This is a genomic window from Streptomyces sp. NPDC042002 (assembly GCF_055588305.1).
Window position 1 is genome coordinate 25,242 of sequence record NZ_JBVJCT010000040.1, and the last position, 17,864, is coordinate 43,105.

Consider the following 17,864-nt stretch of genomic DNA (forward strand, 5'->3'; position numbering starts at 1 on the left):
GTTCCGTCAACACCCCCGCAACACAAGCCCCCCGACACTCTTCGCAAGCGCCGGGCGCCACCCCTGCCCGGCGCGGGCACGGCCGATGAAGAGAGGGCACGAATGACCAGAGGACCACTGAGGCGTCCGGCGGCGCTGCTGTCGGCCGGGCTCGTGTTCGCCCTGCTGCCCATGGGGCGGGCGGGCGCGCTCGCCACCCAAGGCGCCGCGGACACCGGAAACACCGGCACCCCGGCGTCGACGAGAGCCGCCCTTGCCTCCCACACCGTCACCCTCGTGACCGGCGACAAGGTCACCGTCACCGATGTCGGCGGCGGAAAGAAGACCGTCTCCGTCGTACGCCCCCGCGGGGCCACCGGAGCCGTACGCACCCAGGTCGCCGACGGCGCCGTCACCGTCGTACCGGACGAGGCACTGCCGTATCTGCGGGCCGGCACCCTCGACCGGCGGCTGTTCGACGTGAGCGAGCTGATACGGCAGGGGCTCACCGACCAGCGGACGGGCGAGCTGCCGCTCATCGTGACGTACGACCCGAAGGCGCGCGCGACGACCCCGGTCGGGGCCGAACGGACGCGCTCGCTGCCGAGCATCCGCGGCGCGGCCGTCGACGCGGACAAGGGCCGGACCTTCTGGAAGGCGATGACCCGTCAGGCGGGGATCGGCAAGGTCTGGCTCGACGGGCGTGTCAAGGCCGACATGGCCGCGAGCAACGCGCAGATCGGCACACCGAAGGCCTGGGAGGCCGGGCTCACCGGCAAGGGCGTGACCGTCGCCGTCCTCGACACCGGCGTCGACACGGGTCACCCCGATCTGGCCGGCCGGGTGACACAGACCAAGAGCTTCATCGACGGGCAGGAGGTCGCCGACCGCAACGGGCACGGCACGCACGTCACCTCCACCGTGGGCGGCAGCGGCGCCGCCTCCGACGGCAAGGAGAAGGGGGTCGCGCCCGAGGCCACCCTCGCCGTCGGCAAGGTGCTCAGTGACCAGGGTTCGGGCAGCGAGTCGCAGATCATCGCCGGCATGGAGTGGGCCGCGCGCGATGTGCACGCCAAGGTGATCTCGATGAGCCTCGGTTCGTCCGAGCCCAGCGACGGCACCGACCCCATGGCCGCGGCCGTCGACACCCTCTCCAAGGAGACCGGCGCCCTCTTCGTCATCGCCGCGGGCAACACCGGCGCCCCCTCCTCCATCGGCTCGCCCGGCGCCGCCGACTCCGCCCTGACCGTCGGCGCGGTGGACTCCACCGACACGGCCGCCTACTTCACCAGCGCCGGACCCCGCTACGGCGACAACGCGCTCAAGCCCGATCTCTCCGCACCCGGCGTCGGCATCCTCGCCGCCCGTTCCCAGCTCGTGAGCGGCAGCGGCTACTACACCTCCATGAGCGGTACGTCGATGGCGACACCGCACGTCGCGGGCGTGGCCGCGCTGCTCGCCCAGGAACACCCCGACTGGACCGGCGCCCAGCTCAAGGACGCGCTCATGTCGACGTCCAAGCGACTCGACGCCTCCGTATACGAGTTGGGCGCGGGCCGGGTGAGCGTCCCGGACGCGATCGACGCGAAGATCACCGCCACCGGCAGCGCCGACCTCGGCTTCCACGGCTGGCCCTACGAGGACGACAAGCCCGTCACCCGGACGCTCACCTACACCAACTCCTCCGACGCGGCGGTGGACTTGACGCTCGCCGCGGAGGGGGCCGGCGAGGGTGTCGCCACCCTCGCCGACACCACGCTCACGGTGCCCGCGCACGGCACCGCGTCCACGACGGTCACCGGCGACGGCTCGAAGGCGCCGGTGGGCGACACCTCGGGGCAGATCGTGGCGTCGGTGGCCGGCACGCCCGTCGCGCACACCGCGTTCGGGCTGGTCAAGGAGGAGGAGCGGTACACGCTCACGGTCCACGTGAAGGACCGGGACGGCGCCCCGACCGCGGCCGGCCTCGCCGTGCAGCAGCTCGCGCAGGACGCCGACGCCTACCCGGCGGCCGTCGGCGACTCCGGCACCCTCAAGCTGCGGCTGAAGCCCGGCACGTACAGCCTCACGTCGTTCCTCGACGTGCGCGGCAGCCACGGCGCCGACTCGCTCGGCATCGGCTTCCTCGCCGCACCCCAGATCACGCTCGACCAGGACCGCGAAGTCACCCTGGACGGGCGGACGTTGCGGGAGATCAGCGCGAAGGTCGACCGGCGCACCGAGACCCGGCAGCTCCTCATGGAGTACGACCGCGACGGCGGCGGCTCCGACCTGTTCGGCGCGGTCCAGGTGCCCGTCAAGTACGACAGCGTCTTCGCCGCGCCGACCCCGAAGGTCACCGAGGGCACCTTCGACTACCGGACCGCGTGGCGGCTCGGGAAGCCGCTCATCGAGGTCGCCGGTGTCAGGGCGGCGCTCGCCCAGCCCGGCGGCACCCTGATCGAGGGCCGCAGCAGGCTGCCGCTGGTCGACGTCGGGGACGGGCCGTTCACCGGGGTGAGCGGCAAGGCCGTCCTCGCCCGGCTCGACGACGGCGTCGACCCGGCCGCGCTCGCCCAGGCCGCCCAGGACGCCGGCGCCAAGGCGCTGTTCGTCACCGACGACACACCGGGACGCCTCAACGCCTGGTTCGGTACGGACGACAACGCGGACCGGCCGCTGCAGATCGCCACCGTCGACGCGGCGGACGCGGCACGGCTGCGCGCGACCCGGACCGTCGACATGACCGGCACGCTCAACACGCCCTACGTGTACGACCTTTCGCACGGCTACAAGAACGCCGTCCCGGACCGGAGCCTCACCTACGCGCCCCACCGCGGTGAACTGGCCGTGCTGGACGCCAGGTTCCACGCCGTGAAGCCCGTCTCGGGCAGCGAGTTCCGCTACTCGATCGCCGACCCCTTCCCCATAGGTCTCGGCTTCCAGGAGCGGATCGACTACCCGGCCGAGCGGACCGACTACGTCTCCACCGGCCCCGGGCAGACCTGGGCGGAGTCCTCGTACGTCGGGGACGGCACGCTGGAGGAGCGCAGCGGCCTGGTCGCCTATCGAGGCGGCGGCCACGAGATCCTGAACTGGTTCAAGCCCGTCTGGCACCCCTGGCTCGGCACCGGACTCGGCTGGGGCCAGCAACGCGCGGGCAACCAGATCGAGTTCAACACTCCCGGCTGGGGCGACTCGGGGCCCGACCACACCGGCTTCGGCGACGTGTGGAGCGACGGCACGGGGATGACGCAGTTCACCCAGGTCTATCAGGACGGTGTCCTGGTCGACCATCGGCAGAGCTCCGCCGGATACGTCTGGGACGCGCCCGCCGACGAGCACACCTACAAGGTCGTCACGGACACGACCCTCGACCCGGAGCGCTGGAAGCTCTCCACGAAGGGCCACACCGAGTGGACCGTCCGGTCGGCGGCCACCCCCGAGGACCACTTCACCTTCCTCCCGCTCATCAACCTCGGCTACGACGTCGACACCGACCTCGCGGGCGATGTGCGCGGCGGCCGGGTCCCGGTGAGCGTCTACGCCGAGTACGTGAAGGGCGCCCCGGACACCGGCACCATCGGCGGCGGAAAGCTGGAGGTGTCCTACGACGACGGGACGACCTGGAAGGCCGTCCCGCTCACCGGCGGCGGCCGAGCCCGCTGGAAGGGCTCGCTGAACGTGCCGCGCGACGCCGGGTTCGTGTCGCTCCGGGCCTCCGCCCGGGACGACCAGGGCGGCACGGTCAGCCAGGAGACCGTCCGGGCGGTGGGCGTCCGGTAACCGGCCGCCGGGCGGCCACCGTAGTGGCGGCCCGTGGAGCGGGCGGTCGTCGGTTCCTCTTGGGAGGGAGGAACCGACGGCCGCCGTCCGTTCATCCTCCGGGGCGGCGGTGCGTGATGCCCCGGATCACTCCCAGGTCCAGCAGGTCCTGCGGCCGGAGCCGGAGCTGGGCGGCGGTCGCCCGGACCTCGTCGGCGGGCCGCTTGAGGATCGCGGCCGCCGACTCCGGCGCGATGACGGAGAAGTAACTGTCCGGCGTGGCCCAGGTGTTGCCGGGAGCGGCCAGCGCCAGCGCCCCGCCCGAGCCGCCCTCGCCGATCACCAGCGTGGTGACCGGCGTACGGGCGGTGGCGAGCGCCGCGAACAGGTCCGCGATCGCCGCACCGGCCCCCTGCCGCTCGGCTTCCGCGTCGTTCGCGGCGCCCGGGGTGTCCACCAGCGTCAGAACCGGGATGCCGAGCCGTCCCGCCAGCCGGACCAGCCGGGCGGCGGTGCGGTATCCGGCGGGGCGGGTCGGGGTCCCGCGCTGGGCGGCGTACGCGATGGCCCGCCCGTCGCGCGCGCGGCCGAAGCCGCACAGCATACCCTCGTCGGTACCCCCGCAACGGTCGCCGCCGATCGACACCCGGCGGCTGAAGTAGGCGTCCAAGTAGGCTTCCGCGCGCGGACGTTCGGGAGAGCGAGCGCGCCGCACCGCGTCCCAGCCGGTCGCGGGCAGGTCGCTCGCGCCGCCCAGTGTGGGCGGAACGGTCGTACCGCCCAGTGCGGGCGGGATGCTCGTGCCGCCCAGCGCGGGCAGGTCGCTCGCGCCGTCCGGCGCGGATGGGGCGGGCGCCGGGCCCAGCGCGGGCGGGACGGACGCGGGGCTTGGTGCGGGCGGGGCGGACGCGGTCCCGGCGGCGGGCTGGGTGAGCAGGTCCAGCCACAGGGCGAGCGTCTCCCGCAGCCTGTCCTGCGGTACGAGGGCGTCGACGGACCCCGCCGCCACCTGCGCCTCGGCCGTGTACGCGGCCGGGTCCGCGTCGGGCGGGCGGACCCGGGAGCCCGCGAAGGCGACCTGGGCGCCCGGCAGCGCCAGGGTCACATCGGCGCCCGCGCCGAGCGTGGCCCAGCCACCGCCCGTCGTCGGGTCCCGCAGGACGGCGATCTGGGCGAGCCCCGCCTTCCGGGTGAGCGCCGACTGCCGCGCCACCCGCTGGAGTTGGGTCAGCGCGAGCATGCCCTCCTGCATCCGGCTGCCGCCCGTGGCGACGAGCGAGACGACGGGCAGCCGGTGGGTGCGGGCGTAGTCGTAGGCCGCCTCCAGCCGGTCACCGGTGCGTTCGCCGAGGGAACCGCCGAGGAAGCCGAACTCGAAGGCGACGAGGACGGCGGTGACCGGACCGAGCGGAGCCCTGCCGTCGATCGTCGTGCCGAAGCTCGCCGTCCCGAAGGTCGCGGTGCCGCAGACGACGGACTCCTCCTCGCCGGTACGGGCCGCGGCGCGCGCCCGCGCGTCGTCGTACCCCTCCCAGGCGAGCGGACCATCGGGCCGGAACTCACCCCCGGGGGACGGGAGTTCGGCGAAGCTGTCGGTGACCAGCGCGATGGCCTCGCGGGCCGAGATCCGTTCAGTCACGCGGCAGCGCCCGCTTCAGGATCTTGCCCATGTCGTTGCGGGGCAGCTCGTCCAGGAAGCGCACCCTGCGGGGCCGCTTGTGCGGGGCGAGACGGCGGGCCACATGGTCGGCCAACTCGTCGGCGGACGGGGGCGCCTGGGGATCGAGGGGGACGATCCAGGCCACCACCCGCTCGCCGAGGTCGGCGTCGGGCTCCCCGGCGACGGCGGCCTCGCGCACCCCGGGGTGTTCGAGGAGCGCGTTCTCGATCTCGCCCGCGCCGATCTTGTAACCGCCGCTCTTGATCAGGTCGGTGGCCTTGCGGCCGACGATCCGGACCGAACCGTCGGGGTCCAGGACCGCCATGTCACCGGTACGGAACCAGCCGTCCGCGGTGTACGCGGCGGCGGTGGCGTCGGGCCGGTTCAGGTACTCGGTGAAGAGGTTCGGCCCGCGCACCTGGATCTCGCCGACGCTCTCACCGTCGTGCGCGCCGGTCGGGGTGCCGTCGGCCTCGTACCCGGCGATCGTCGTCCCGTCCTCCTCGACGAGCCGCAGGCCGACACCGGGCAGCGGCACGCCCACCGTGCCGGGCCGGACCTCCCCGTCCGCCCGCACGCTCGTGTTCATCAGGGTCTCCGTCATGCCGTACCGCTCGACGACCCCGCGTCCCGTCGCGGCCGTGATCCGCTCGTGGTCGTGCAGGGGCAGCGCGGCGGAGCCCGACACGAGCAGCCGCGCCCGGCCCAGCGCCTTGGCGAGCCCGGGGTCCTCGGCGAGCGCCTCGGCGAGCCGGTGGTACATCGTCGGCACCCCGAACAGCATCGTCGCCCCGGCGTTCAGCTCCCGCGCCACGCCCTCCGCGCTGAACCGCCCCAGATGCCGGACGGACCCGCCGCGCCGCAGCGGGCCCAGGATGCCGATGATCAGCCCGTGCACATGGAACAGGGGCAGCCCGTGCACCAGCACGTCGTCACCGGTCCACTGCCAGGCGTCGGCCAGCGCGTCCAGGGTCGAGGCGATGGCCAGGCGCGGGATGACCGCGCCCTTGGGCGGACCGGTGGTGCCTGAGGTGTAGACGACCAGGGCGGGGGCGGCGGGGTCGCGGACCACCGCCTTGACGGTCACCACCACCTCGGTCCCCGCCTCCGTCTCCTCCCCTGCCTTCGCTCCTGCCTCTGCTGCTGTTCCTGTCGTCGCCTCGACGTCGATACGTTCCAGCGCCCCGAGCGCAGCCGGCAGCAGGTCTCCCGGGGCCGCGAGCACCAGGGACGGCGCGCTGTCGCCGAGGATGTGGCCGAGTTCGGCCTCCCCCGACTTCGGGTTCAGCGGCACGGCCGGCACCCCGGCGAGCAGCGCGGCGACGACACCCACGGCCGTCTCCAGGGTCGGCGTCGCCCAGACGGCGACCCTCCCGGCACCGTCGAGCCGTGCGGCCAGCGCTCCCGCCGAGGCGGCCAGTTCCGCGTACGTCAGGGACCGATCGCCGAAGCGCAGCGCGGACCGGTCCGCGACCGAACCGCCCACCAGGGCCGGGAAGAGGGAGAACACGGGGACTCCTTGCCGAGAGGACTTCACCGGGAGGGACAGCCTCTTCCTACACGATCAGGCTCCCGAACCGGGCGGTCGGCCACCCGTTCGCGCCGAGGACGTGGAGGGGGAGAGCAGGCGCCGTAAGGATCGTTCCCAAACCGGGAACGATCGTTCGTGAACCGTGGCGTGGACGGACCCGGACACGTAGTGTCGGCCTCGCGTCACAACTTGATGAGTCAACTGCCGGGAGACCTTTGGTGAGTGAGTCCCCGCCGCTCCTTCCCGAGACACCCGAACGCCTCGGCGCGCGGATCGTCGAGTTCCAGCACGTCCTGCTGGACGGCGAGGAGGCGGAGCGATGACGGCGAAGCCGGCCGGTTCCGTCGGAAGGTTCCTGACGGCGCTGCGTCCGCGCGGCGCCCGCTCCGAGATGCGGGCGCTGGCGGTGGAGCTCGGCCGGGTGCTCCGGAGAAGGATCCATACGCCCGTCGACATGCGGGAGTTGGCGCAGGCCCTCTGTGAGGAGATGAGCCGGCGGCGGGGCGGCCGGCCCGTCCAGCTCCGTTTCGAGCGCTTCCCCGACGAGATCGAAGTCACCGGCCTGTGGATGGAGTTCAACGACTTCGACCTCGTCGTCGTGGAGGAGCGTGCCGAGACGGTGCAGCAACTCGTCATTCTCGGACACGAGTTGTGGCACATGAGGGAAGGGCACCGCGACCATCACGTGGACGGCGCCACGGCCGTCGCACGGGCGTCCCTCTCGGACCGTTCCGACTGGCGTGACTCCGGCGTACGAGCGCCGTTCCGGCAGGAGGTCGCCCGTACCGTCGCCGCCCGCGACGGATCACGGCAGGCGGACGAGGCACAGGCCGAGGCCTTCGGCCTGCAGCTCGCGAGCGTCTTCCGCTCCTGGGTGACCGGCCCCGGCGGCAACGCCCCCGTCGACCCGGTCAGCCGCGCCATCGAAACCTCCCTCGGCTACCGCAGCCCCCCCTAACTGACCCGGATTCCGGCCGGCCGGGCCGTCTCGACCACATCCGCGACCACACAGCTGACGTTGTCCGGACCGCCGGCGTCGTTCGCCGCGCCGATCAGGACCCGGACGGCGGCGTCGGGATCGGTAGCGGAGGCGAGGAGCCGCGCGATCTCCTCGTCCGGCACCACGGTGGACAGGCCGTCCGAGCACAGCAGGTAACGGTCGCCCGGCCGTACGTCCCGCAGCCTCAGATCGGGTACGGGTGCCTCGGTGCCCAGTGCCTTGAGCAGCAGGGCGCGCTGAGGATGCGCGGTCGCCTCCTCGGGGGTGAGCCGGCCTTCGTCGACCATCGACTGGACCACCGTGTGGTCGTGGGTGATCCGGAACAGCCCGCCGTCGCGGAGCACATAGGCACGCGAGTCCCCGATGTGGACGAGCGCGAGCTGGGAGCCGGTCCACACCAGGGCCGTGAGCGTGCTGCCGGTGCCGTCCCCGTCCGGAGCCTGTGCCGTGGCGCGTCGCGGCACCAGGTCCGCCACGGCCCGGGCGGCGCCCTCCACGGCGTCCTCCAGCAGGTTGAGCACGCCACCGGCCGACAGCGGCTCGTCGTCCAGGAACGTGAGGGCCCGCACCGCCGCCGTGCTGGCGGGGGCGCCGTACGGCCCGCAGCCGTCGGCGACCGCGAGGACGCGGGCGCCCGCGTGGACGCTGTCCTGGTTGGAGTCACGGACCAGACCGGTGTCGGAGAGAGCGGCGTAACGGAGTTCCAGCATGCTGGTGTCCTTTCCTGGGGACGGTGACAGATGGTCCACGAGGAACGCCGCCAGATCGCGGCGGGCGGCCGTCTCGGCCTCGGCCCGGGCCCAGTACGCGCGGATCTCCCGCGCGGCCGGCCCCGGTTCCAGGGCGCACACCCGCCGGATCCGGGCGAGCGGCATACCGAGCCGCCGCAGCCACGCCACCAGCCGGGCCTGTTCGAGCTGTGCCACCGCGTAGTAGCGGTACCCGGTCTCGGGGTCCACCCGGGCGGGGCGCAGCAGCTCCAGCTCGTCGTAGAGCCGCAGCGCCTTCGGCGACAGCCGGGAGGCCTTCGCGAAGGCCCCGATCGTCAGCATGTCCATGCGTCCACCCCGTAGCTCCGGTCCGGGCCGTTCCCCGTGTCCCGTTCCTCGTTCTGTCACCGATGCTGGGCCCTGCCCCTTGGTGAAGGTCAATATTGGCTTGGCCCGGGGGCGCGCGTGGTTGTTAGCCTGCGGCGGGGCTGTCACCGAATGGCGTGCCGGTGGGGTGCGTCCGAGGTCGTACGCAGGTGTCGTACGCCGGTGTCGTACGCCGCAGCAGTACGTCGATGTCGTACGCGGGTGCCGTACGAGGATGGAGTCCGTCGTGGCCCGTATCGCGCTCGTCACGTACGACCCGGGTGAGGAGCCCGGCGCGGACCGGGATCTGCCCGTGCTGAGGGCGGCCCTGGAGGACGCCGGGGCGGTGGCGGACATCGTGCACTGGGACGATCCCGGGGCCGACTGGGCGGGGTACGACCTGGCGCTGATCCGCTCGACCTGGGACTACAGCCGGCGGGTGGCGGAGTTCGTGGCGTGGGCCGAGCGGTGCGCGGGGCTCACGCGGCTCCTGAACCCGGCGCCGGTCGTGCGCTGGAACACGGACAAGCGGTACCTCGGGGACCTGGCGGACGCGGGGGTGCCGGTCATCGCGACCCGGTATCTCGCGCCCGGGGACCCGGTCGAGCTGCCCGGCGATCACGAGTTCGTCGTGAAACCCACGGCGGGGGCGGGCGCGCGCTATGCCGCCCGGTACACGCCGAAGGAGCGGGAGACCGCCCTCGGGCAGCTCGCCCGGATGCACGCCGAGGGGCTGACCGCGATGGTCCAGCCGTACGTGACGAACATCGACACCGGGGGCGAGCGGGCGCTCCAGTTCTTCGGCGGACGGCTGCTGCACGCCAGTCGCAAGGGAGCCGTACTGGAGCCCGGGACGCCCTACGACGGGCAGAAGACGCCCCACCCGCGGCTGGAGGTCTGGGAGCCGACCGCCGCCGAACGGGCCGTCGCCGAAAGGGCGTTGGCCGCCGTACCGGGAGGTGCGGACAGCGTGCTCTACGCCCGTGTCGACCTCGTCGACGGCGACGACGGCGAGCCCCGGGTGATGGAGCTGGAACTCGTCGAGCCGAACCTCTTCCTGTGGCTCCACCCGGATTCGCTGCCCGTCGTCGTGGACCGGATCCTCAAGGCCGCCGCCTCGTGAGCGTCCCGTCGGCGGTCCCGTCGGCGGTCCGGTCCGCGGACTCCTGAGCGGGTTACTCGGGGGGTGCCGGTACGGGTCCCTTGACGCCCACGCGTTGCAGCAGCCCCCAGGTGAACTCCGCCGCGCACGCGTGCGGCACGCCCGCCGCGTCGGGGGCCGTGAACATCAGGCCCCAGCGGGTCGGGGCCGTGCCCTCCAGGGGCCGGGCGGGGGCGAAGGCGCGGGCCACCTCGTCGACCGTGCAGGACCAGGGGGCCAGGTCCTCCAGGGTCTCCAGCGCCGGAGCGGGGGCGCCCGGGGCCCGTACCAGCCATTCGTTCCAGGCGACGCCGTTCGGGGCGAGCAGGACCTCGAAGCGCAGACCGGGCCACAGGGGCACCGGCCAGCGCAGGGCCTCGCAGGTCAGATCACCGATCCGGCGCTCCCGCGCGGACTCGGGGGCACCGAGGACCGAGCGGTAGCGGGAGGCGGCGGACCGGGAGCGCGGGACGTGCAGCATCGCCTGCCAGCGCCGGTTGGCCTCGCGCATGTCGGCGATGGACACGCCCAGTTCGTGCCGGGCGTCCTCGACCAGACCAGGGTTGTGGTCGGCCATGCGGCGCAGCAGGACGAGCTGGAAGTCGAGCGGGGTGAAGGGGGTGGCGGGGCGTTTGGCCGGCATGGGGTCCATGGTCGCGTACCCGGTCCTCGCCCGGTCCTCGCCCGGACGGCGCCCGTCCGGCCGCCGGGCGGGCGCGAGGATCCGCAGTGGGGTGGCCGACCGCTCCGTCTGTCGCGGGGTCGCCACGGCGTTCGCCGTGGGGTCCGTCACGGGCACCTCCGAGCAGGGGTAGCCCCCAAACCATTGCCCGCCCGAGGGCACTATGACTAGCCTGACCTCTGTTCGTCATCCCGATCGTCTGTTGAAATTTCGAACAAAAGAGAGGGGGCCGGTTGTGGGACGCCTCGTACCTGCCGTGACCCGGGCTCTGGACATACTGGAGCTCTTTCTCGACGGGGACGGGACCCTCTCCGCCCCCGACATCGTGCGCAGACTCCAGCTGCCCCGCACGACCGTGCACGAGCTGGTGACCACGCTCGCCGCCCGCTCGTACATCGTGCAGGTGCCCGGTCAGCCGGGACGCTACCGGCTCGGCGTGCGCCCGTACCAGCTCGGCAGCCGCTACGCCGAGCAGCTCGACCTCGCGGCCGAGGGCCAGCAGGTCGCCCGCTCCGTCGCCGAGACCTGCGACGAGACCGTGCACGTGGCGATCCTCGAAGGCACCGACGTCATCTACATCGCGAAGGTCGACTCCACGCACGCCGTCCGCATGGTCTCGGCGGCCGGCCGCCGCCTTCCCGCGCACTGCACCTCCGTCGGCAAGATGCTGCTCGCCTCCCTCTCCGAGCCTGAGCTGACCTCACGCGTCCCCGACGACGCCGACCTCGTCGCGATGACGCCCAACAGCATCACCGAGCCGGGCGCGCTGCGCGAGGCCCTTGCCGAGATCCGCAGTCGCGGGATCGCCGTCGAGAGCCGTGAGTCCAACCCGGACGTCAGCTGTGTGGCGGCCCCGGTGCGCGACCGCGCGGGACAGGTCGTCGCCGCGCTCTCGATCTCCGTGCCGATGATCCGGTGGAGCGACGACCGCCGCGTCGAGCTGGAGCAGCTCGCGGCGAAGGGCGCCGCGGAACTGTCCGAGCGGCTCGGCCACCGGAACGTGCGGTGACCGCCGTCGAGGTCGCGGTCCCCGCGCACGCGGCGCTCGGCGAGGGCCCGACGTGGGACACCCGGGCGCGCCGGCTCATCTGGGTCGACATCCTCGGCTCCCGGGTCCACACCTACGACCCCGCCTCCGGCCGCCGCACGGTGATGACCACCGAGCAGCACGTCGGCGCGGCCAAGCCCCGCGCGGGCGGCGGCCTGGTCGTCAACCTCCGCGACGGAGTGGGCCTGTACGAGCCGACGGGGTCCGGCGGGTCCACCAACGCCGGTGCCGCGGGAACCCATGGTGCCGCGGGAGCCGTCGGAGCCCACGGATCCACCGGCGCCGAGGCTTCCACCGGTGCCGAGGGGGCCGGGGGCGCGTTCCGCTGGCTGCACCGGGAGCCCGTGCCCGGCCGGCGCGCCAATGACGCGGCCGTCGCCCCCGACGGCTCGCTGTGGGTCGGCACCATGCGCTACGACGAGGCGCCGGGCGGGGGCACGCTGTCGCGGATCGCCCCCGACGGCACGGTCCGCCCGGTCCTCGACGACGTGAGCGTCAGCAACGGCACGGGCTGGAGCCCGGACGGCCGCCGTGTCTACTACGTCGACTCGCCGACCCGCCGCATCGACGTCTTCGACATCGGCGACGACCAACTCCCGTTCAACAGGCGCCCGTTCGCGACCGTGGAGGACGGCTTCCCCGACGGTCTGACGGTGGACGCGGACGGCAGCGTCTGGGTGGCCCTCTGGGACGGCGGAGCGATCCGCCGCTACACGCCGGACGGCACGCTGGACCGGGTCCTCGACCTGCCGGTCCGCCGCCCCACCGCCTGCGCGTTCGGCGGCGCCGACCTCACCGACCTCTACATCACCACCGCTCGTACGGGCCTCACCGCACCGCACCCGATGTCCGGCTCCCTGCTCGTCGTCCCCGGCGCGGGCAAGGGCCTGCCGCAGCCGGCGTTCGCCGGATAGCCGACGCACGCCGCCGGTCCCCGCCCCGGGTCCCCCTCGCGAGTCCCCGCCCAGTTGTAGGTCACCGGGCGGGGGCTTCCGTCTTTTCGCAAACGGTTTTTGCGCAGACCATTGACGAGCAAGCGCTTCCTGTCCACGGTCCCGGCCGCGTCAAGACGCGGCTCCGCCGCGCGGACGCGACCGCCCGCGACGGACCCGCACCCGCCCGCGAAACCCAAGCCACCCCCGTCACCCAAGCCACCCCCGTCACCCAAGCCACCCTCCACCCGTACCCCCACCCAAGGCGCCCCCGAAAGGACCCCATGCGCACCGCCCGCTTCGCCCTCGACCCCGCCTTCACCATCGGTGAGGTCAACCCCCGTCTCTTCGGATCCTTCGTCGAGCACCTCGGCCGCTGCGTCTACACCGGCATCTTCGAACCCGGCCATCCCGCCGCCGATCCCGAAGGCCTGCGCACGGACGTGCTGGAGCTGGTCCGCGAGCTCGGTGTCACGGTCGTCCGCTACCCCGGCGGCAACTTCGTCTCCGGCTACAACTGGGAGGACTCGGTGGGCCCCGCCGAGGAGCGGCCCCGCCGCCTCGACCTCGCCTGGCGCTCCACCGAGTCCAACCGCTTCGGGCTCGGCGAGTACATCGGCTTCCTGAGGAAGATCGGCCCGGGGGCCGAGCCGATGATGGCCGTCAACCTCGGCACCCGGGGTGTCGCCGAGGCCCTGGCGCTCCAGGAGTACGCCAACCACCCCTCCGGGACGGCCCGTTCCGACCTGCGGATCGCGCACGGCGACAAGGACCCGTTCGGCGTCGGGCTCTGGTGTCTCGGCAACGAGATGGACGGCCCCTGGCAGACCGGCCACAAGACCGCCGAGGAGTACGGCCGGCTCGCCGCCGAGACCGCCCGCGCGATGCGGCAGATCGAGCCGGACCTCGAACTCGTCGCGTGCGGCTCCTCCGGACAGTCGATGCCGACGTTCGCCGAGTGGGAGGCGACCGTCCTCACCGAGACGTACGACCTCGTCGACCACATCTCCCTGCACGCCTACTACGAGGAGACCGACGGCGACCGGGACTCCTTCCTCGCCTCCGCCGTCGACACCGAGTCGTTCATCGAGAACGTGGTGGCCACCTGCGACCACGTCGGCGCCCGCCTGAAGTCGGCGAAGCGGATCAACCTCTCCTTCGACGAGTGGAACGTCTGGTACCAGAGCCGGCCCGACCCGCACCCGGTCGAGGACTGGCAGGAGGCCCCGCGCCTGCTGGAGGACGCCTACACCGTCACGGACGCGGTCGTGTTCGGCTCGCTGCTCATCGCGCTGCTGCGGCACGCGGACCGGGTGACCGTCGCCTGCCTCGCCCAGCTCGTCAACGTCATCGCGCCGATCATGACCGAACCGGGCGGTCCGGCCTGGCGGCAGACGACGTTCCACCCCTTCGCGCAGGCCTCGGCACACGGGCGCGGGCAGGTCCTCGACGTCCGGGTGGACTCGCCGACGTACCCGACCCGCAAGTACGGCGAGGCGGACCTGCTGCACGCCACCGCGGTGCGCGCAAAGGACGGCTCGGTCACCGTCTTCGCCGTCAACCGCAGCCAGACCGAGCCACTGCCGCTCGAAGTCGCCCTGAACCGGATGGGGTTGACGACGGTCGTCGAACACAGCGCGCTCGCCGACGCCGACCCGGACGCCACCAACACCCTGCGCGACCAGGAGCGGGTCACCCCGCACCCGGTCGAGGGGACCACGCTCCGGGACGGCACCCTGAGCACCGTCCTGGAGCCGTTGTCCTGGAACATGATCCGGCTGGCCTAGGACCTGTCCTGGACGGTGCCGGGGCCGGGGGAGTCCACCGGGGTCACCGGTACTCCTCCGGCCGCGCTGCCCAGCAGCGTCAGTTCCACCCGGCCGGGCCCGGCGGCCGTGGTCCCGTCGGACAGCACCGCGAGGGCCAGTGTGTTGGACCCCCGTGTGCGCAGCACCCCGTTGGGGAGGACGAACGTGTGCTGGGGCCCTACGTCGTTGATGTACTGGCCCATGTTCCAGCCGTTCAGGAAGATCTGGACGCGGTAGGCGCGGGCCGGATCGTCGGTGAGGGTGAGCCCGATCGACGCGTCCACCCCGGTGTCCACGGCGAGCCGGAACCCGGTGCGGTACCAGGTGACGCCCTGCCGCCGCTCGGCGCGCGGGAAGCCGACGGCCTTCCAGCCGCCGTCCGCGAACCCGGGCAGATGCCAGCCGTGCCGTTCCCCGTGCAGGCCGCCGGTGTTGAGCGGTCCGCGCACCGGGTCGGGGGCAGCCTCGCCCTGGACGCGCCAGCGGACCGCGGGAGCGGCCCCGGCGAAGGCGACGGCCGTCAGACCCCGGGCCGCCTTGTGCGTGTCGTTCGCCTTGCCGTCCTCGTCGTGCTGCATCCGCCGGACCAGGACGGACAGCACATGGGGACGCCCGCCCCGCGGCCGGACGGGAAAGGTGGCGGTGGCCGTCCAGGTCCCCTGCCGCACGGTCCTCTTGTCCGGCACCGGCATCCGGTGCGTGCCCAGCGGCTCACCGTCCAGCCAGGCCATCAACAGCCCCTGGACGCCCGCGACATAGGAGAGGGAAACGGACTCGGCGTTGCCCGCGTCCGCGAAGTGCCCCCGGTACCAGACGTCGCCGTAGTGGAAGCCGTAGTCGTCGGCGAACAGCACGGGCTGCCCGGCGGGGACGGGAGTGATGCTGTACGAGGAGACCTTGTCGGCGACTCGCCACGCCGAGTCGTCGTGGGCGGCGGCCGACTCGGGATTCCCCTCGGCCCGGCGCCAGCCGGTCAGGGCGGGCAGCCGCACCCGGTCCACACCGGCCAGCCGCCGTTCGGTCCGCAGACTCCCGGAGGCGGTGGTACGGGACTTCAACGGGCCGTGGTTCCAGACGAGTTCACTCATCCCGCGCGGCCCCCACACCTCCAGGTCCGCCGCTCCCACCGTGTCGCCGGTGAGCTGGACCGTCGTGCCGCGCAGGGCGGCCGTGCGCAGCAGCGCCGGGCCGCGCACCAGCACCGGACCCGACGGGGTGTCGTACCGCCAGAGCAGGCGGGAGCTCTCGTCGTCGGCGAACAGCAGCAGGAGGGGGGCGGCGTCGCCGCCGCCCTCCACCCGGACCCGGGTGATGCCGTCCAGCGCGGCGTCGATCCGCAGGACTCCGTCCCGGTAGCTGTGCCCGGCGTCCCCGTCCAGCACGGTGACCGTCGGTTCGCTCGCGGACTCCAGACAGGTACGGGTCGACTCACCCGTCCGGCCCGTGAACACCGCGATGTCCTGCCGCCCGGCGGTCAGCCACAGCATCGGCTGGGCGGTGGAGTAGCTCAACTTCCGGCGTCCCAGGGTGATACCGGCGGCGAGCAGCCGGGCGTCGAGGCCGGGCACCGGCACCGTGACGGGCGTCCCGGCGAGCGTGACGGAGGCGACGGCCTCGGCGGAGGCGTCGTTGCGCAGGACGTGGAAGTGCGCCTTCGTGTCCGGATTGACCAGGTGGTACGCCTTGATGCCGAGGCCGGCCCCCACGTCGTCGCCGGGGATCGCCTCGGCGGGGTCCAGCTTCGCCAAGTCGGGCACGGAGTGCAGCAGTTGGCCGATCTGGTGCATCGGGACGAGCTTCTCGGTGGGCTGCCGTGCCTCGTCGAGGGCGGCTCCGTAGTCGTACGACGTGTAGACGATCGGCGCGGGCAGCCAGCCCCAGGACGTGCCGCCGAAGGTCATGTAGACGTTGTGGACCGTGATGCCGTTGGCGAGGTTGGTGAGGTAGAAGCGCCGTTCGTAGGCCGCGTCCCGGGTGCGGCGCGCCTGTGCGTATCCCAGGCCGTCGAACTCCGCCCCGCCCCACGGATCGAACCAGCCGCCCCCGAACTCCGGGACGAATCCCGGGGTGTCGGGACTGGCGGTCGAGCCGCCCTTCACGCCGCCGGGGCCGAAGTGCCCCCAGTCCGGTGGTGTCCTGAAGGGGGAGGGGTAGCCGTCGAAGCCGTAGAGGTAACGCCCCCGCTCGCCGCCCGTGTCGAAGGTGCCGGGGGCCCAATGGCCGTTCCTGCCCTTGTCGTTGTGGAAGAGCGGCACGTCGATGCCGTCGGCCCGCACCTTGGCGTAGAGGTGAGCCATGTAGTCGCGGCCGGCCGGCTCGGTCACGTGGTCGTCGTACTCGTTCTCGAGCTGGTAGAGGACGATCGTGCCGCCGCCGTCGGTGTAGAGATGGCGGGACGCGATGCGGTCGACGGCGGTCAGCCACTCGTCGACGTACTTCAGATAGACCGGGTCAAAGGTGCGGGCCACTCCCGGGGTGGCGGTCAGCCAGCCGGGGAAGCCGCCCGCGTCGACCTCGGCGTTGATGTACGGGCCGGGGCGCAGGATGACGTACAGCCCGGTCTCGGCGGCGGTCCGCAGGAACAGGTCGAGGTCGCGGACCCCGGTGAAGTCGTACTGCCCTGGTGCGGGGGAGTGGTAGTTCCACGCGACGTAGACGCTGATCGCGTTGTAGCCGTGGGCGCGCAGTTTCTGTAGGACGTCCCGCCACAGGGACGGGCTCGGCAGCCGGAACGGGTGGACCTCCCCGGACCAGATCACCAGGCGTCTGCCGTCGATCAGCATCGAGTAGCGGTCGAAGCCGACCGTGTGGGTCCTGCCGTCGGCGGTGGGCGGCGCGGGCGCGGGTCCGGTGGGTGCGAGGGGCGTCCTTCCGGCCGCGCACGCCTCGTCGCTCCCGCTGCCGCTCAGCGAGAGGCCGAGGGCGGCGGTGCCGGCGAGTGCGCTGAAGGTACGTCTGCTCAACACCATGCGGGTTCTCCCGGGGACGGCGACGGGGGTTCCCCCGCTCGGTCCGAGCCCGAGAAACCGGGGGAGGGTGCGGCCATTGTCCACAGGAGCGGGTGGTCCGATCGTCATATGACGATCCCGGCGCGGGCGGATTACGCGGTATGGGCGCCCGCCGAGGAGTGCGGTACGCCGGAACGACGGTCCTCCGGCTCCGGCGGCCCGTCCGGCGCGGGCGGGGGGGGGGGGGGGGGGGGGGGGGGGGGCGCCCCCCCCCCGGGGGGGGGGGGGGGGGGGAGTAGTCCCCCACCCCAGAAT

11 protein-coding genes are annotated in these 17,864 nt (G+C 73.1%); 6 read left to right on the forward strand and 5 right to left on the reverse strand.

Annotation, left to right across the window (positions count from 1 at the left end):
* The first annotated feature begins 102 nt into the window (after positions 1 to 102).
* Entirely contained in the window at positions 103 to 3,744 is a 3,642-nt protein-coding gene (locus ACZ6KY_RS35570; RefSeq protein WP_469314385.1) for a S8 family serine peptidase, read from the forward strand.
* A 91-nt stretch (positions 3,745 to 3,835) separates the two neighbouring features.
* On the opposite strand, the gene ACZ6KY_RS35575 is transcribed toward ACZ6KY_RS35570, so the two are convergent.
* Together ACZ6KY_RS35575 and ACZ6KY_RS35580 are read right to left on the reverse strand one after the other, a co-directional pair.
* On the reverse strand, positions 3,836 to 5,362 hold the full coding sequence (locus ACZ6KY_RS35575) for a carboxyl transferase domain-containing protein (RefSeq protein ID WP_469314386.1): 1,527 nt from the start codon (positions 5,360 to 5,362) through the stop codon (positions 3,836 to 3,838).
* The gene (locus ACZ6KY_RS35580) at positions 5,355 to 6,893 is read right to left on the reverse strand and encodes an acyl-CoA synthetase (RefSeq protein ID WP_469314387.1); all 1,539 of its coding nucleotides are present in this window, start codon (positions 6,891 to 6,893) and stop codon (positions 5,355 to 5,357) included. Before ACZ6KY_RS35580 ends, ACZ6KY_RS35575 begins: the two co-directional genes overlap by 8 nt.
* A 340-nt stretch (positions 6,894 to 7,233) precedes the next feature.
* Here ACZ6KY_RS35580 and ACZ6KY_RS35585 point away from each other — a divergent pair, with 340 nt between their 5' ends.
* Complete coding sequence (locus ACZ6KY_RS35585) at positions 7,234 to 7,872, forward strand: toxin-antitoxin system, toxin component (protein ID WP_469314388.1); 639 nt, start codon at positions 7,234 to 7,236, stop codon at positions 7,870 to 7,872.
* Here ACZ6KY_RS35585 and ACZ6KY_RS35590 read toward each other — a convergent pair.
* Positions 7,869 to 8,972, reverse strand: a complete 1,104-nt coding sequence (locus tag ACZ6KY_RS35590) for a MerR family transcriptional regulator (protein ID WP_469314389.1) — start codon at positions 8,970 to 8,972, stop codon at positions 7,869 to 7,871. The two genes, ACZ6KY_RS35585 and ACZ6KY_RS35590, sit on opposite strands and share 4 nt — an antisense overlap.
* Positions 8,973 to 9,225: 253 nt before the next feature.
* Between ACZ6KY_RS35590 and ACZ6KY_RS35595 the strand changes: the two genes are divergently transcribed.
* Positions 9,226 to 10,113, forward strand: coding sequence for an ATP-grasp domain-containing protein (locus tag ACZ6KY_RS35595; protein ID WP_469314390.1), 888 nt, complete (start codon positions 9,226 to 9,228; stop codon positions 10,111 to 10,113).
* Positions 10,114 to 10,165: 52 nt separating this feature from the next.
* Here ACZ6KY_RS35595 and ACZ6KY_RS35600 read toward each other — a convergent pair whose 3' ends face one another.
* Entirely contained in the window at positions 10,166 to 10,783 is a 618-nt protein-coding gene (locus tag ACZ6KY_RS35600; RefSeq protein ID WP_469314420.1) for a hypothetical protein, read from the reverse strand.
* Between the two features lie 265 nt (positions 10,784 to 11,048).
* Here ACZ6KY_RS35600 and ACZ6KY_RS35605 point away from each other — a divergent pair, with 265 nt between their 5' ends.
* The 3 genes from ACZ6KY_RS35605 to arfA all read left to right on the forward strand — a co-directional run bounded on the left by ACZ6KY_RS35605 (position 11,049) and on the right by arfA (position 14,580).
* Entirely contained in the window at positions 11,049 to 11,822 is a 774-nt protein-coding gene (locus ACZ6KY_RS35605; protein WP_469314391.1) for an IclR family transcriptional regulator, read from the forward strand.
* Positions 11,819 to 12,775, forward strand: coding sequence for an SMP-30/gluconolactonase/LRE family protein (locus ACZ6KY_RS35610; RefSeq protein WP_469314392.1), 957 nt, complete (start codon positions 11,819 to 11,821; stop codon positions 12,773 to 12,775). Before ACZ6KY_RS35605 ends, ACZ6KY_RS35610 begins: the two co-directional genes overlap by 4 nt.
* Before the next feature lie 302 nt (positions 12,776 to 13,077).
* The gene (arfA, locus tag ACZ6KY_RS35615) at positions 13,078 to 14,580 is read left to right on the forward strand and encodes an arabinosylfuranosidase ArfA (protein ID WP_469314393.1); all 1,503 of its coding nucleotides are present in this window, start codon (positions 13,078 to 13,080) and stop codon (positions 14,578 to 14,580) included.
* Here arfA and ACZ6KY_RS35620 read toward each other — a convergent pair.
* Positions 14,577 to 17,570: a beta-galactosidase gene (locus ACZ6KY_RS35620; protein ID WP_469314394.1), complete on the reverse strand. Its 2,994-nt coding sequence runs from the start codon at positions 17,568 to 17,570 to the stop codon at positions 14,577 to 14,579. The genes arfA and ACZ6KY_RS35620 overlap by 4 nt on opposite strands.
* Positions 17,571 to 17,864 lie beyond the last annotated feature (294 nt).

What these genes read in the sequence shown, in the direction of transcription:
- ACZ6KY_RS35620 (WP_469314394.1), bottom strand. Translation starts at nt 17,570, where the DNA reads ATGGTGTTGAGCAGACGTACCTTCAGCGCACTCGCCGGCACCGCCGCC.
- ACZ6KY_RS35590 (WP_469314389.1), bottom strand. Translation starts at nt 8,972, where the DNA reads ATGGACATGCTGACGATCGGGGCCTTCGCGAAGGCCTCCCGGCTGTCG.
- ACZ6KY_RS35585 (WP_469314388.1), top strand. Translation starts at nt 7,234, where the DNA reads ATGACGGCGAAGCCGGCCGGTTCCGTCGGAAGGTTCCTGACGGCGCTG.
- ACZ6KY_RS35595 (WP_469314390.1), top strand. Translation starts at nt 9,226, where the DNA reads ATGGAGTCCGTCGTGGCCCGTATCGCGCTCGTCACGTACGACCCGGGT.
- arfA (WP_469314393.1), top strand. Translation starts at nt 13,078, where the DNA reads ATGCGCACCGCCCGCTTCGCCCTCGACCCCGCCTTCACCATCGGTGAG.
- ACZ6KY_RS35600 (WP_469314420.1), bottom strand. Translation starts at nt 10,783, where the DNA reads ATGGACCCCATGCCGGCCAAACGCCCCGCCACCCCCTTCACCCCGCTC.
- ACZ6KY_RS35570 (WP_469314385.1), top strand. Translation starts at nt 103, where the DNA reads ATGACCAGAGGACCACTGAGGCGTCCGGCGGCGCTGCTGTCGGCCGGG.